Origin of the sequence: Glycomyces sp. YM15 (genome assembly GCF_016918015.1) — a bacterium.
Taxonomy (GTDB): domain Bacteria; phylum Actinomycetota; class Actinomycetes; order Mycobacteriales; family Micromonosporaceae; genus Glycomyces.
On sequence record NZ_JAERMK010000024.1, the window covers coordinates 46,262 to 59,691 of the forward strand.

General features: G+C 69.2%; 10 protein-coding genes. 3 read left to right on the forward strand and 7 right to left on the reverse strand.

The annotated features are described in order from the left end of the window. Nucleotides 1–2,290, forward strand: a 2,290-nt coding sequence (locus tag JHY01_RS27465; RefSeq protein ID WP_205327875.1) for an alpha-L-arabinofuranosidase C-terminal domain-containing protein, incomplete at its 5' end; no start/stop codon positions are given. 45 nt (nt 2,291–2,335) lie between these two features. Further along, entirely contained in the window at nt 2,336–3,322 is a 987-nt protein-coding gene (locus JHY01_RS22130; RefSeq protein ID WP_205327876.1) for a LacI family DNA-binding transcriptional regulator, read from the forward strand. 45 nt (nt 3,323–3,367) lie between these two features. Here JHY01_RS22130 and JHY01_RS22135 read toward each other — a convergent pair whose 3' ends face one another. From JHY01_RS22135 to JHY01_RS22150, 3 genes are all read right to left on the reverse strand, one after another. Next, the gene (locus JHY01_RS22135; RefSeq protein WP_205327877.1) at nt 3,368–4,363 is read right to left on the reverse strand and encodes a zinc-dependent alcohol dehydrogenase family protein; all 996 of its coding nucleotides are present in this window, start codon (nt 4,361–4,363) and stop codon (nt 3,368–3,370) included. 494 nt (nt 4,364–4,857) lie between these two features. Continuing rightward, a complete protein-coding gene (locus tag JHY01_RS22145; protein WP_205327879.1) occupies nt 4,858–5,301 on the reverse strand; it encodes a hypothetical protein in 444 nt (147 codons plus the stop codon). 172 nt (nt 5,302–5,473) lie between these two features. After that, entirely contained in the window at nt 5,474–7,540 is a 2,067-nt protein-coding gene (locus JHY01_RS22150; RefSeq protein WP_205327880.1) for a cellulase family glycosylhydrolase, read from the reverse strand. 320 nt (nt 7,541–7,860) lie between these two features. On the opposite strand from JHY01_RS22150, the gene JHY01_RS22155 reads away from it, so the two are divergent. Next, complete coding sequence (locus JHY01_RS22155; protein WP_205327881.1) at nt 7,861–9,462, forward strand: carbohydrate-binding protein; 1,602 nt, start codon at nt 7,861–7,863, stop codon at nt 9,460–9,462. Nucleotides 9,463–9,535: 73 nt separating this feature from the next. Here the strand turns inward: JHY01_RS22155 and JHY01_RS22160 are convergent, their stop codons facing one another. The 4 genes from JHY01_RS22160 to JHY01_RS22175 all read right to left on the reverse strand — a co-directional run bounded on the left by JHY01_RS22160 (nt 9,536) and on the right by JHY01_RS22175 (nt 13,398). Next, nucleotides 9,536–10,000 (reverse strand): VOC family protein, encoded by a 465-nt coding sequence (locus tag JHY01_RS22160; RefSeq protein WP_205327882.1) that lies wholly within the window; start codon nt 9,998–10,000, stop codon nt 9,536–9,538. Nucleotides 10,001–10,158: 158 nt separating this feature from the next. Further along, nucleotides 10,159–11,661: a pectinesterase family protein gene (locus JHY01_RS22165; protein ID WP_205327883.1), complete on the reverse strand. Its 1,503-nt coding sequence runs from the start codon at nt 11,659–11,661 to the stop codon at nt 10,159–10,161. A gap of 168 nt (nt 11,662–11,829) precedes the next feature. Further along, nucleotides 11,830–12,693, reverse strand: coding sequence for a twin-arginine translocation signal domain-containing protein (locus tag JHY01_RS22170; protein WP_205327884.1), 864 nt, complete (start codon nt 12,691–12,693; stop codon nt 11,830–11,832). Nucleotides 12,694–12,810: 117 nt separating this feature from the next. After that, a complete protein-coding gene (locus JHY01_RS22175; protein WP_205327885.1) occupies nt 12,811–13,398 on the reverse strand; it encodes a hypothetical protein in 588 nt (195 codons plus the stop codon). Nucleotides 13,399–13,430 lie beyond the last annotated feature (32 nt).

Genomic DNA, 13,430 nt, shown 5'->3' on the forward strand with positions numbered 1-13,430 from the left:
GGCCGGGGGGCCCCCGCGGGTGGGGGGGGCTCCCCCCGCCGCGCGGCGGCCCCGGCCCCCCCCCGCGGCCCCCGACCTGTGGGGCCTGTTCATCGAGGACCTGAACGACGCCCTCGACGGCGGACTCAACGCCGAGTTGATCCGCAACGGCGACTTCGAGTTCAACGAGGCCGACCGGGACGGCTGGAACGCCCTCACCGGCTGGGAGGTCGTCGGCGAGGTCGAGGTGCGCCGCGCGGACCCGGTGCACGGGAACAACGCGCACCACCTCCGCGCGGTCGGCCCCGCCGTCCTCGTGAACGAGGGCTGGGACCCGATCCGGGTCGCCGCCGGAGAACGACTGCGCCTCGCGTGCTTCGCCCGCGCGCAAGGCGAGGCGGCGCGGATCGAGGCCGAGATCGGCGACGGGCTGGCCCGGGCCGGTTTCACGGTTGCACCCGGTGACTGGCAGCGGGTCGAAGTCGACCTCGCGGCCGCCGCGGACGGCCGCGGCGCGCTGCGCCTCGCGGCGCCCGAAGGCACCGTGGTGGACCTCGACTGCGTCTCGCTGCGGCCCTTGGGGGCCGACGGGCAGCCGCTGACGTTCCGCCAAGACCTCCTCGCGGCGCTGCAGGAACTGCGGCCGAGCTTCATCCGCTTCCCCGGCGGATGCCTGGCCCACGGTCTCGGCCTGGAGAACATGTACCACTGGAAGCGCACGATCGGCCCGCGCCACGAGCGCGAGCAGATCCGCAACCTGTGGGGCTACCACCAGTCCCGCCAGATCGGGTACCTCGAGTACTTCGAGCTGTGCCTGGCCACCGGTGCGACGCCGATCCCGATCGTCGCCGCGGGCGTGTGCTGCCAGAACACCCCCGGCGGCGGCAAGCCGATCCCCGAGCCCGACATGGCCGAGTACCTCCAGGACGTGCTCGACCTCGTCGAGTTCGCCAACGGCGGCACCGACACCGCCTGGGGCGCGAAGCGGGCCGCGCTCGGCCACCCCGAGCCGTTCGGGCTGCGGTACCTCGGCATCGGCAACGAGGACGAGATCACCGACGCCTTCCGGGACCGCTACGCCCGCATCGAGGACGCGGTGCGCGCCGCGCACCCCGAGGTCATGGTGATCGGCACGACCGGCCCGCAGCCGTTCGGCCCCGACTACGAGGCCGGATGGGCGTACGCGCGCGAGCGCGGCACCCCGATGGTCGACGAGCACGGCTACCAGGTCCCCCGCTGGTTCCACCAGAACATCGACCGGTACGAGGCCTACGACCCGGCCGGGGCGAAGGTCTACATCGGCGAGTACGCGGCCCGGTCGAGCACCGTGCGCTCGGCGCTGGCCGAGGCGGCGTACATGATCGGGCTCGAGCGGCGCCCCGAGGTGGTCAGGCTGGCCTCGTACGCACCGCTGCTGGCCCGGGTCGGCCACACCCAGTGGGTGCCGGACCTCATCTACTTCAACGGCGACGAGGTGCTGCCGAGCGCTTCCTACCACGTGCAGCGGATGTTCGGCGCCGAGCGCGGCGAACGGGTCCACGCGGTCGAACTCGAAGGCGTGCAGGGCGAGCCGGTGGGGCTGCCGGACGCGGGCACGGTGATGCTCCGCTCCGACCATGCCACGGTCGCGTTCACGGGACTCGTCCTCGACGGCAACCCGCTGCCAGACGCCGTCACCGCGTCGGGAGGCGAGGGCGTACTGCTCGGCGGCATCGACCCGCGCGACGCCGAACTGGAGTTCTCGGCGGTCCGCCGGGACGGCGAGGAGGGCTTCACGGTGCGTCTCGGTCCGGAGGCGCCGCAGAGCTTCCTGGAAGTCCATATCGGCGGCTGGCAGAACAAGTCGACCACGGTGACGCGCAGCGACGACGGGATCGGCGAGTGCGACCACGGGCCGATCCCGTGGCCGGGCGTCCGGACCGGCGAGCCGGTGCGCATGCGCATCCGCTTGGAGGGACCGCGCGTCCGCGTCTGGGTGGACGGCGAACTGCGGCACGACTACGAGCAGGACCTGCGGCCCGAGCAGCGGGTCGTCGCCGGGGCGCTTTCGCGCGAGGGCGGCGAGTACGTCGTGCGGGTGGTCAACGCGACCGCGGCCGCGCGCACGGCCGAGGTGGTCCTGCCCGGTGCACCGGGCCCGGTCCGGGCCGATCTGCGGCTCCTCGCGGGGGCCTCGGACCCTGACGTCGGCCGCCCGTTCGAGGCCTCCCCGGTGACTCCTGTGGACTCCCACCTGAAGGGCGACAGCGGTTTCGACCTGGAGCTGCCGCCGTGGTCGTTCGCGACGGCCGTCGTGCGACCGGTCGGATGATGGGAAGATGGGCAGCATGAGAGGCGGTAACCGACGATGGTGACGATGAGCGACGTGGCTCGGCTGGCCGGAGTGTCGAAGATGACGGTATCGAATGTGGTCAACAACCGGCCCGGGGTGAGCGACCCGGTGCGCCGGCGCGTGCTCGAGGCCGTCCAGCAGTCGGGTTACCGTCTCAATGTCAACGCCCGCACGCTGAAGGCCGGGCGCACCGGGGTGATCGGCCTCGCGGTGCCCGGCGTCGACCAGCCGTACTTCGGGATGCTCGGCGAGCACGTGATCGCGGCGGCGGCGGCCAAGGGCTTCCACGTCGCCATCGAGCAGACCGGCGCGGCCGCCGAGGGCGAGGCCGAGGCGATCAGCCAGTCCCACAAGCTGCAGTTCGACGGGCTCATCCTGAGCGCGGTGATCCTCGACCCGCGCGAGCAGCCGGGACACTGGAAGGACTTCCCGATCGTGCTGCTGGGCGAACGCGACTTCGGCCAGACCATGGACCACGTGGGCATGGACAACGAGGCCGGCTCGCGCGCGGCCACCGAGCACCTCATCGAGCGCGGCTGCACCCGGATCGCCAACGTCACCGGTTGGAGCCTCGAAGGCGTGCACGTCGGCTCGCGCCGCCACCGCGGCTACACGGATGCGCTGAAGGCCGCCGGGATTCCGGTGGACCCGACGCTGGTGTGCCTGTCCGGCATGGGCCAGGAGACCGGGCGCAGGGCGGTGCACGACCTGCACGAGGCCGGCGTCGACTTCGACGGCATCGTCGCCATCACCGACACGGTCGCGATCGGCGTCATACGCGGCCTGGCGGACCTGGGCCTGCGCTGCCCCGAGGACGTGCGCGTCATCGGCTTCGACGACATCTCCGTGTCCGAGTTCCTCGCGCCGTCGCTGTCGACGGTGGCCCCCGACCACCGGTGGATGGCCGAGAAGGCGGTCGAGCTCATCGCCGCACGGCTCGAGGACCCGAGCCGGCCCCCCGAGGTGCACACGGCCCCGTTCGAGCTCAAGATCCGCGAATCCACCCGCTGAGCACGCCGCCCGCTGGGCGAGTCCGCAGCGGCCCCGCGTCCGCGCTCAGCACACGGCGGCGACGAGTTTGCCGAACTGCGCGCCTTGCTCCATGTGGCGGTGGGCGTCGGCGATGTCGCCGAGGGCGAAGACCCGGTCGATCGTCGGAGTGAACGTGCCATCGCGCAGTCCAGTGCCGATGAATGCCACCGCCACGCGCAGCCGTTCGGGATTGCGGGTGATCTCGTGGACGAGGAACGTGCGCATGTTCAAGGCGGGCATGCCGAGGTCGAAGCCCGGGTACGGCGTCGGCTGGCCGGAGAGCGCGCCGTAGAGGATCAGGGTGCCGTCGGTGGCGACGGCGCTGGCGAGGTCGGTGACACCTGGTCCGGCGACGGCGTCGAAGGCGACATCGGCGCCGCTGCCGTCGGTGTGCTCGAGGATACCGGCGGCGAGGTCGTCCTCATCGGTGACGATCACGTGGGCTGCACCGGCTTTCAGCAGCGCGTCCTTTTTGGCCCGAGTTCGGGTGGTCGCGATGGGGACCGCGCCGAGCCGGTTCGCGATCTGGATCGCGGCGAGACCGACGCTGCTGGACGCGGCGGTGATCACCGCTGTATCACCGGGCCGGATGCCGCCGATCTGGGAGAGCGCCCCGTAGGCGGTGAGGTACGGCATCCACACGGCCGCGCCCTCGACGGCGTCGAGCGTTTCAGGGCGGGCGATGAGTGCGGCCGCGGGGACCACGGCATGTTCGGCGTACACGCCGTAGTCGTTCATCGAGAATGTCGGGATCACGCTGACGGCTTGACCCGCATGGAAACCGGTGACCCCCTCCCCCAGCGACTCGATGACGCCCGCCGCCTCGGCGCCCAAGCGCGCAGGGAAGGACCGGGCCTGCTCGATGTAGACGCCACTGCGGAACAGCGCTTCGGCCCGGTTGAGGCCGACGGCCTCGATCCGCACCAGCACCTCGCCCGGCCCCGGCTCGTCCACGGGGACGTTCTCGACGCGCAGCACCTCGGGGCCACCGTATTCGTGGAAACGGACTGTCCTGGCCATACCACGCTCCTTCGCCGCAAAAGTACGATCATGATCAAAGTTCGATGTGGATCGTACATGACCGTCGATTCGGGAGGTTAGGCGACAATACGGACGTCAGCGACCGAAGGCTGTAGGCAGGTTCCGGCACACCCGGAGAACGTGTCGCTGCAGCAGGTCCTGGAGGCTCTCGTGGCCCCGGTGCGGCGAAGTATCGTCCGCGAGCTGTACGCCTCAGACGAGGACCGCGCCTGCGGGAGCTTCGGCCTGAGCGTGAGCAGGTCCACCGCGACCCACCACTGCAACGTGCTGCGCGAGGCCGGTCTCATCCGCCAGAGGCATGTCGGAACTTCACGCATGCATACCCTGCGCCGCAAAGAAATTGAAGCGGTCTTCCCAGGACTTCTCGACGCCGGGCCGCGGCGAGGACTGAGACGGCGCCGCGCATCGCGCAGCCCTGGCCCCCAACGCCAGGGCTGCTCCGAACCGCCGAGCGGCTCAGTGCAATGGGCCGATTAGGCCGTGATGTTGCCGCTGTAGTTGTGCCACTTGTAGGTGCCGCTGCGGGAGGCCCAGATGTGGATGCGGTACGTGGCGCCTTCGGCGACGTTGCTGTCGCAGACGGTCATGCCGCCGGCGGAGTTGCTCGTGTTCGTGTCGTCGAAGCAGACGGGGCCGGTGTTCTTCCAGTACCAGTACCCGGCCGGGTCCAGGGTGCGCACCTGGAGCTGGGCACGGGTGCCCCAGCCGTCGGCGCGGAAGTCGAGCAGCGCGAGGTTCTCCCCCGAGCTCGAGCTTTCGGCGCGGCCGCCGTTGAAGATGGAGTTGGGGTCCTTCCAGATCGCGACGCCGCTGGAGGCGGCCTGAGCGGCGCTGGGGGCCAGCGCGAAGCCCGCGAGGAGCGCGGCGACGAGCGCCGTGCAGGCGCGGATGAGGAGCTTCGATGAGCGAATCGACATGCTGTCTCCGATTGTCGGGTGAACGGCCGAGACCGTTGCGGACGTTGGGGATCGTCAGATAGCAATACGCCGATGCGTCAGCGGGCGGTTGCACCGCTCCCACGAATATTTCACGCACCCGGAAAGAGCAAGCCCCGGCGCTTTCGCGCCGGGGCCGCCTTCATCGCTCAGATCAGGTGAGCGAGCCGGTGACGTTGCCGCCGGATTCGGTCACGTAGTAGGTGACGGTCTTGCCGCTCCAGAAGTGGAACGTCAAGGTGACCTTCTGGCCGTCGTTGACGTCGTTCCAGAACGCGGTCGGCAGGCTGATCGTCCCGGCCGTGTAGTCCGGGCTGAACGCGCGGGCGAACTCCTTGTAGGAGGTCCAGTTCTGCGGGCCGGCGTTGGTGCCGTCGGCGTACTTCGCCTCCATGGTCGCCAGCTGGTCGCCATTGAACTGGGTCGGGATCGCGAAGCTGCTCGAAGCGCCGGTCGCGGCCGACATCGTCGGCTGGTCGTAGGAGATGATGCTGATCCTCCAGGGCGTGCCCTGCGAGAACACCGCGTGCAGATCGGCTTTGACCCCGTAGTCGCGGTCGCCGAGCAGGCTGGTGAGCCGGCTCGCCTTGATCGTGAGGGTCGAGCCCGAGACCGTGTAGTCGGTGCCCTGCACGAGGTCGGTGCCGCCCAGTCGCAGCGACTGGAACGTGGTCCCGTTCAGATTGAGCTGGAGCGAGACGTCGGCGACGGTGGCCGTCTTCGCCACGTACACCTGGTCCGAGGCGGCCGTGCCCGAGCGGGAGGTCCAGCTGGCCTGCATCATGTTGTAGAGCTCGACGTCGCGCCACTGGAAGGTGGTGCGGTTGAAGTGCTGGCCGTTGTCCCAGAGCTGGAGCGTGAGGCCCTTCTGCTTCGCGTAGTAGCCCACGTACTCGAAGAACTTCAGCTTCTCGCCCTGCTCGACGGTGCCGGTGTGGGCGTCGAAGCCCAGCAGGCCCCACTCGCCGACGATGACGGGGATGTCGTTCGCGATGAACTCGTCGTAGGCGCGGTTGAAGTACCCCTCGATGTCGGCCTGGACCTCGGCGTTGTACTTCGTGTAACCGGCGACGTTCACGCTGAACGGCCAGAAGCCGTAGAAGTGGATGGTCGCGGCGAGGTTCGGGTCGTTCAGCGCGGTGATCGTGCTGCTCAGCGAGTCGAGGTGGACCTGGTCGGCGCTGGTGTGGAGGGTCGGCAGGACGAGCACGCGAGTGGCGTTGCCGCCGCCGGTGCCGCGCACGATCTCGTGGAACTGGACGTTGAGGTCGTTCAGGAGGGCGTGGGCGGTCGCGTCGTCGGTGTTGTTGAACTGCGGCTCGTTGACGCTCTCGAACAGCACCTCCGGCGGCGCGTCGCGGAAGCGGGTCGCGAGTTCGGTCCAGATGGCCTCGTAGCGGGCCTCGACGACGGTGCGGTCGGTGTTCATGTCCGCCATCCAGATCCACGAGTCGTGGTGGATGTTGATGAGGACGTGCAGGTCGGCGTTGAGGGCGTAGCCCACGACCTCCTCGACGCGGTCCATGTAGGCGTCCTCAACGGCGTAGGGCGCGGTCTTCGACTGGTGGTTGTCCCAGGTGATGGGGATGCGGATGCTGTTGTAGCCCTGGGCGGCGATGCTGTCGACGAGCTGCTGGGTGACGCGCGGGTTGCCCCAGGCGGTCTCGTCGGCGCCGACGGCGTCGAGCGTGTTGCCGAGGTTCCAGCCGGGCTCCATCGCGGCGACGGTCTCCATCGCCGTGGCGCCGCCGGTGGGCGGCGGGGTGGTCGTGGGCGGGGTGCTGGGTTCGCCGATGGTGCCGGTGCAGACGACGCCGTTGAGCGTGAACTGGGTGGGCACGCCGTTGGTGCCGCTCCAGGAGCCGTTGAAGCCGAAGGAGACCGAGGCGTCCTTGGCGATCGACTTGTTGTAGCCGAGGCTCTTGGCGGTGACCTGGTCACCTGAGCTGGTGTGGTTCGCGTTCCACATCTGGGTGACGCGCTGGCCGTTGGGGAAGGTCCAGACCAGGTCCCAGCCGTTGATCGCGTCGCCGAGGTTGGTGATCTTCACGTCGCCGGTGAAGCCGCCGCTCCATTCGGAGGCGATCTTGTACTCCACTTTGCAGCCCTCCGCCGCGTACGCGGCGGAGGGGGCGAGGATGGCGAGGCCGGCCGCCACGGTGGCGACCGCGGTCACCGCCAGGGCGATCAACCTGCGGGTTCGTCTTCTGACGCCTTGCATGGCACTCCTTCATGTCCACTTCGACTCTCGGGGGGAGGGGTTGCCCGTACCGGGGGCTGCATCGAGCATCCTCGATACAAGAATAAGTTGGGACATCAAACTTTGTCAATCGCCCTGACTGGAGCCACGGCAGTGCCCCCCGAACGCGAGAGTGAATGTCCGATTTGCACCCTTGACATAGGAAAGCCTTTTCCTTACGCTCATGGCAACCGATTGATTTATGTATTACCATGTTTGACTCGCTGGCCTCGGGCCTCTCACGTCCGGTCCCGCGAACCGTCAATCGGTCGAGCAACAACGCAGTTGCGAAGGGAAGCAACATGTCTCGTCGAAGAAACGTGCGCACCGCGCTCGTTGCCGGTTTCGCCGGCATCATCGCCACAGCGGCCACCCTGGTCGCGATGAACTCGGCCTCCGCGGCACCCGTCCGCTACGAGGCCGAAACCTCGCCCGCCACCTGCTCGGGCACCATCGACTCCGACAACGCCGGCTTCTCCGGCAGCGGGTTCTGCAACACCCCGAACCAGACCGGCGCGACGGCCCAGTTCACCGTCAACGCGGCCGGCGCGGGCACCGCCACCCTTGGCATCCGGTACGCCAACGGCACCACCGCCTCGCGCCCCGCCGACATCACCGTCAACGGCTCGGTCGCCCAGTCCGCCAGCGCCTTCAACGGCACGGGCTCGTGGACCACCTGGTCCACCAAGACGCTCACGGTGCCGGTGAACGCCGGCAGCAACACGATCCGGCTCACGGCCACCGGTGCCGACGGTCTCGCCAACATCGACTACCTCGACTTCGAGGTCGGCGGCACCGGGCCCACGACGCCGCCGCCCACGGGGAACGCGATCTACGTGGCCCCCGGCGGCAGCGATGCGGCCGCGGGAACGGAGGCGGCCCCGACCACGCTGGCCTCGGCGCTGAGCCGGGTGAACGCGGGCGGGACGATCTATATGCGAGGGGGCACCTACAACTACTCCTCGACCGTGGTGATCGACCAGGACAGCGGTTCGTCGAGCGCCCGCACGACGCTCGCGGCGTACCCGGGCGAGCGGCCGGTGCTGAACTTCTCGGCGCAGTCCGAGGCCTCCTCGAACCGGGGTCTGGCGCTGTACGCGAACTACTGGCACATCAAGGGCCTCACGGTGGAGCGCGCCGGCGACAACGGCATCTTCGTGAGCGGCAGCAACAACCTCCTGGAGCGCACGGTCACGCGCTACAACCGCGACACCGGGCTGCAGCTCTCGCGGCAGAGCTCGTCCAGCACGACCGCGTCGTGGCCGGCGAACAACCTGATCCTGAGCGCGGAGTCGCACGACAACGCGGACTCCGACGGCGAGGACGCGGACGGCTTCGCGGCGAAGCTGACCGTGGGTCCGGGGAACGTCTTCCGATATTCGGTGGCGCACAACAACATCGATGACGGCTGGGACCTGTACACGTACGACGACTACGACCCGATCGGGGCGGTGCGGATCGAGGACTCGCTGGCGTACGAGAACGGCACGCTCTCGAACGGCGGCCAGGCCGGGGCGGGCGACCGCAACGGCTACAAGCTCGGCGGCGAGGGCGTCCCGATCAACCACACCGTGGTGCGCAGCATCGCGTTCGACAACGGCAAGCACGGGTTCACGTACAACTCGAACCCGGGTTCGATGACGATCTCGAACAACTTGAGCATCGACAACGCGGAGCGGAACTTCAGCTTCGACGCCGGGTCCCACGTGTTCCGGAACAACACGTCCTGCCGGTATTCGAGCGGCACGAACGACCGGATCGTGGGCGACTCGGACAGCTCCAACCAGTTCTGGTCGGGGACGAACGGCTCGCGGTGCTCGAACTTCTCGGGCGGCCTGGGCTGGTCCTTCGATGCGACCGGCAAGCTCGTGGTGACCTTGGGCGGCAGGGTGGTGGTGCTCTAGCCCGCTCCCGCGTGCGGCCCGTCCGAGTCGTCTCGGACGGGCCGCTTCGCCGTGCCGGGGGTCCCGACGCGGTTCAGCCCTGCGCCTGAGCGGCGGCGCGCTTCTCCATCTCCGCCGGCGGGACGTCCTCGATGTGGCTGGAGACGTGCCACTTGTGGCCCCACGGGTCCTCGAAGGTGCCGGTGCGGTCGCCGTAGAACTGGTCGGCGACCTCGCTGAGGGATTTCGCTCCCCCGGCCAGCGCCGCGGCGAAGACCTCGTCCACGTCCTCGACGTACACGTGGATCGTCACGGGAGACCCACCGAAGTGTCCGGGGGCGTACGCGGCCATCTCGGGGTATTCGTCGGAGAGCATGATCATCGAGCCGCCGATCTCGAGCTCGGCGTGGCCGACGGTCCCGTCGCGGCCGGCCATGCGGCCCCGCTCCCCTGCGCTGAACACGGCCTTGTAGAACTCGATGGCCTCGGCTGCGCCCTGGACGTGCAGGTACGGCGTCACTCGCGGGTAGGCGTCGGGTATCGGTTTGACCTTGGACATGCACTGCCTCCTTCGTCGGCCGGGCGGGTGCTCGTCCCGGCTGGTGGATCCTGGCGGTGCTTCCAGACAACCACCGAGGGCCGCCGCGTGGCGCGGTTCGGCGGAGAAATCCCGGGCACGCGAAAGCGGCCCGCCCGGTTCGGACGGGCCGCTTTCGGTCAGCGGATCGGGTTCCAGCCGTCGCTGCCGCGCAGGTAGTCCACGCGCTCGTAGTTCGCCGCGTCCGCGTCGGACATCTGCGGCCGGTTGTTGTTCTCCGTGGCGCCCGCGCCGGTGTTCTCGTATTCGCGCAGGCGCGCGTCCTCCCAGGCCAGGCCGGACATGTCGGACCACGGCTCGGCAGTGCGGATGTGCGGGCCCATGACGGTCTCGCGGTAGAGGACCTGGCCGCGCGCGGTCGTGGAACCGCCTGCGGGCCAGGGGCGCCCGAGGTAGACCGAGTTGTTCGGGGCGTTGCTCGTCAACTCGCACTGGTAGAACAGCATCCCGTAGGGGTTGGTGATCTCGGTGCTCGGTGCGACGATGTACCCGTTGTTGGAGGTCGAGCCGCGGGTGAGCGAGTGGATCCGGCAGTCGTCGAACACGGCCGTGCCGCGGCCGAAGATGAAGTCGACATCGCCCTCCACATAGCAGTCGTGGAAGTACTGGCGCGAGACCGTCGAGGCCGAGGGCGAATCGGTCAGCAGGGTGTCCTGGTTGCCGAGGAACCGCACGTTGTCGAAGACCATGCGGTCGCCCTGGACCTTGACGGCCACGGCCTGGCTGTTGCCGTTCGCGGCCTCGTCGTAGGTGTTCGCGAAGGTCAGGTCCTCGGCGGTGAAGTTCGCCCCCTGCAGGAGCACGCTCGCGCTGCCGCTGGTCCCCCACGTCCCGCCGGAGCCGTTGCTGCAACTGGCGCAACGGTTGTCGTAGATGACCACGTCGGCGGCGTTCCCGGTCGCGCCGATGAACGTCAGTCCGGTCTTGGACGAGGGCACGGTGACGTTGCCCTTGTAGGTCCCCGCCTTGATGAGGATCGTCGAGCCCGAGGCCGCCGCGTTCACGGCCGCTTGCACCGTGGTGTGGGTGCCCGATCCGTCGCGGGCCACGATGAGGTCGGCCTCGATGCCGCCGGCCGCCGGCGTCAACCGCCACTGCTGGTTGGCCGCGCCGGTGGGCGTGTACTGCGAGATGCGGCCGCCGCGGGCGGTCGACCACTCCCAGACGTCGAGCGCCTTGCCGGAGGCGCGGTTCACGATGGTGGCGTAGCCGCCGCTCTCGGTGATCCGCCACTGCTGGTTGGTGGTCCCGCCGTCGCCCCACTGCTGGACCGTGGCGCCGTCGGACCTGCTCGCGCCCGCCACGTCGAGGACCATCCCCGAGTGGCGCACCTGGATCTTGTAGTAGCCGCCTCCGGCGTCCACGAAGCGGAACTGCTGGTCGTAGGAGCCGTTGCTGTCCCACTGGACGAGCTCGGCGCCGCTCGCGGTCGAGGCCGCGCGGATGCCCATCACGAGGCCCGAGTGGCGCGACTCGAGGTTGTACCAGACACCGGTTTCCACCGCCTGCGCGCTGGTCGTGACGAAGAAGCTCCCGGCCGCGGCGATCACGGCGCCCAGGACGGCGGCGAGCACCGCCGCCATTCGCCTTCGCCGCGGGCGGCTTTCGATATGCACTGACATGTCGACTCCATCGGAGGGCCGGACGCTGAGACATGCCGGGAGTTCCCTCAGCGATCCGGGCATTTATATTTGTCAATGTGATTGTAGGGCAATCGCTTCCCAAAACCAACCCCCACAGGGGAACACGACGGGCCCGGCCTGGCGGCCGGGCCCGTCGCTTGTCGGGAGTCAGCCGTTGTCGGTGCGGCCGACGTAGAGGTTGCGTGCTCGGTAGTAGGTGTCGCCGGTCGGACCGGTGGAGCCCGAGGCGCCCTCCATCTGGAGGTTGATGATGAGGTTCATCGGCTTGCCGACGAAGTTGGAGCCGGTGTGGGCGCCCTTCCAGGCGCCGTCGAGGTAGTAGTGGATCTGCACGTCGGTGCCGGAGGTCTTGGTCATCCAGATCCGGTACTCGTGCCAGCTGCCGGGCGACGAGACGGCGACGACAGTGTTGTCCCACGCCCCGTCGTAGGTGTTGAACCAGTTGCGGTTGTCGCCCTTGTACTCCAGGATGTCGCTCTCCGGCGGCCAGGAGTTCGCGCCGGTGATCCAGAAGGCCGGCCAGGTGCCGCGCGCGGAGGGGGCCTGGAATTCGCCGCGGATCTCCCAGTTCGGGTAGCGGTCGTTGACGAGGACCTGGTGCTTGGCGTGGACGGCCGCGGAGTGGTAGCGGATGGGCAGGTAGGGGTCCTTGCCGCTGTTGCCCTCGTTCCAGGAGATGCGGGTGGCCTTGAGGTTGAGGACGCCGGCGGGCGAGAGGTAGCAGTGGTTGCCGTCTGTCGAGGACGCGTACATGCGGGCCGTGCCGTTGTGGTCGGAACCCCAGGGGTACAAGTAGTTCCACTCGGATTCGAGGGCGGCGCGACTGGCGAAGGAGTTGCCGTCGATGAGGGTCTGCCAGGCCGCGGCGCCGATCTGCCGGGCGGCGGCGTCGGCGGCCCTGGCGGGATCGACGCCGCCGATGAGCGGCGTGACGGCGGCCGCTGCCGCCGTCGCCGCGATCCGCTTGAGTGCCGTGCGCCGGGAGCTGCCCGCCTGCGGTGGATTCGTCATGATGACCGCCTTCGCGTCGTCGCGCATCGATGCGATCGGGGAGAAATGCGGTCACATCGAACATTTTCAATATATGGTGCACATCGAACCCGCGGATGTCAACGGCGTCCAACGCCGTCAGTTCTGGAGCGCCAGAACGACCATCGCGACGGCGACCAGGGTGTCGAGGACGACGCAGAACTCCGCGAGCGACCGGGAGACGACCCGTTCGGTGCGGTGGTGCCACACGTCCCAGGCGGCGTGGCCGAGCAGGCCGGCCGCCACGAGGTAGAGGCCGAGGTCGCCCCCGACGAGCAGCACTGCGACGGCGACCGCGCCGAAGACGACCATGGCGAGACTCTGGAGCGGCAGGCCTGCAGCGGGTCGGGCGGCGCCTCGGATCAGACCGTAGGCGGCCAGCGGCACGGCGAGGCCGATCATGATCCAGATGGCGAGATCGGCGTTGCCGGCCGCGAATCCGGCCGCGCCGATGACGACGAAGGTCACGAAGAACACCGGCCAGGCCGCACCGCGCCGCTGGAAGGCCGCCGCGCCCAGGTAGACGAACCCGGAGGCCGTGAGGACCGGCGCCAGGTCGGATCCAGAGGTCGCGCCCCAAGCGGTGAAGGCGGCCATGGCGATCCCGGCGAGGGTCGGCCAGCGCCGCAGGAGCGCACGGAACGGGCTGCCCGAGCGCGGCGGGGCTTCGGAGGTCGTGGTGGTCATGACGTGCTCCTCGTATACCTATAGGGGGTATC

Excerpts from the sequence above, each read along its gene's own strand:
- JHY01_RS22165 (WP_205327883.1), bottom strand. The coding sequence starts at position 11,661 with ATGTCAGTGCATATCGAAAGCCGCCCGCGGCGAAGGCGAATGGCGGCG.
- JHY01_RS22145 (WP_205327879.1), bottom strand. The coding sequence starts at position 5,301 with ATGTCGATTCGCTCATCGAAGCTCCTCATCCGCGCCTGCACGGCGCTC.
- JHY01_RS22160 (WP_205327882.1), bottom strand. The coding sequence starts at position 10,000 with ATGTCCAAGGTCAAACCGATACCCGACGCCTACCCGCGAGTGACGCCG.
- JHY01_RS22135 (WP_205327877.1), bottom strand. The coding sequence starts at position 4,363 with ATGGCCAGGACAGTCCGTTTCCACGAATACGGTGGCCCCGAGGTGCTG.
- JHY01_RS22130 (WP_205327876.1), top strand. The coding sequence starts at position 2,336 with ATGAGCGACGTGGCTCGGCTGGCCGGAGTGTCGAAGATGACGGTATCG.
- JHY01_RS22155 (WP_205327881.1), top strand. The coding sequence starts at position 7,861 with ATGTCTCGTCGAAGAAACGTGCGCACCGCGCTCGTTGCCGGTTTCGCC.
- JHY01_RS22170 (WP_205327884.1), bottom strand. The coding sequence starts at position 12,693 with ATGACGAATCCACCGCAGGCGGGCAGCTCCCGGCGCACGGCACTCAAG.
- JHY01_RS22150 (WP_205327880.1), bottom strand. The coding sequence starts at position 7,540 with ATGCAAGGCGTCAGAAGACGAACCCGCAGGTTGATCGCCCTGGCGGTG.
- JHY01_RS22175 (WP_205327885.1), bottom strand. The coding sequence starts at position 13,398 with ATGACCACCACGACCTCCGAAGCCCCGCCGCGCTCGGGCAGCCCGTTC.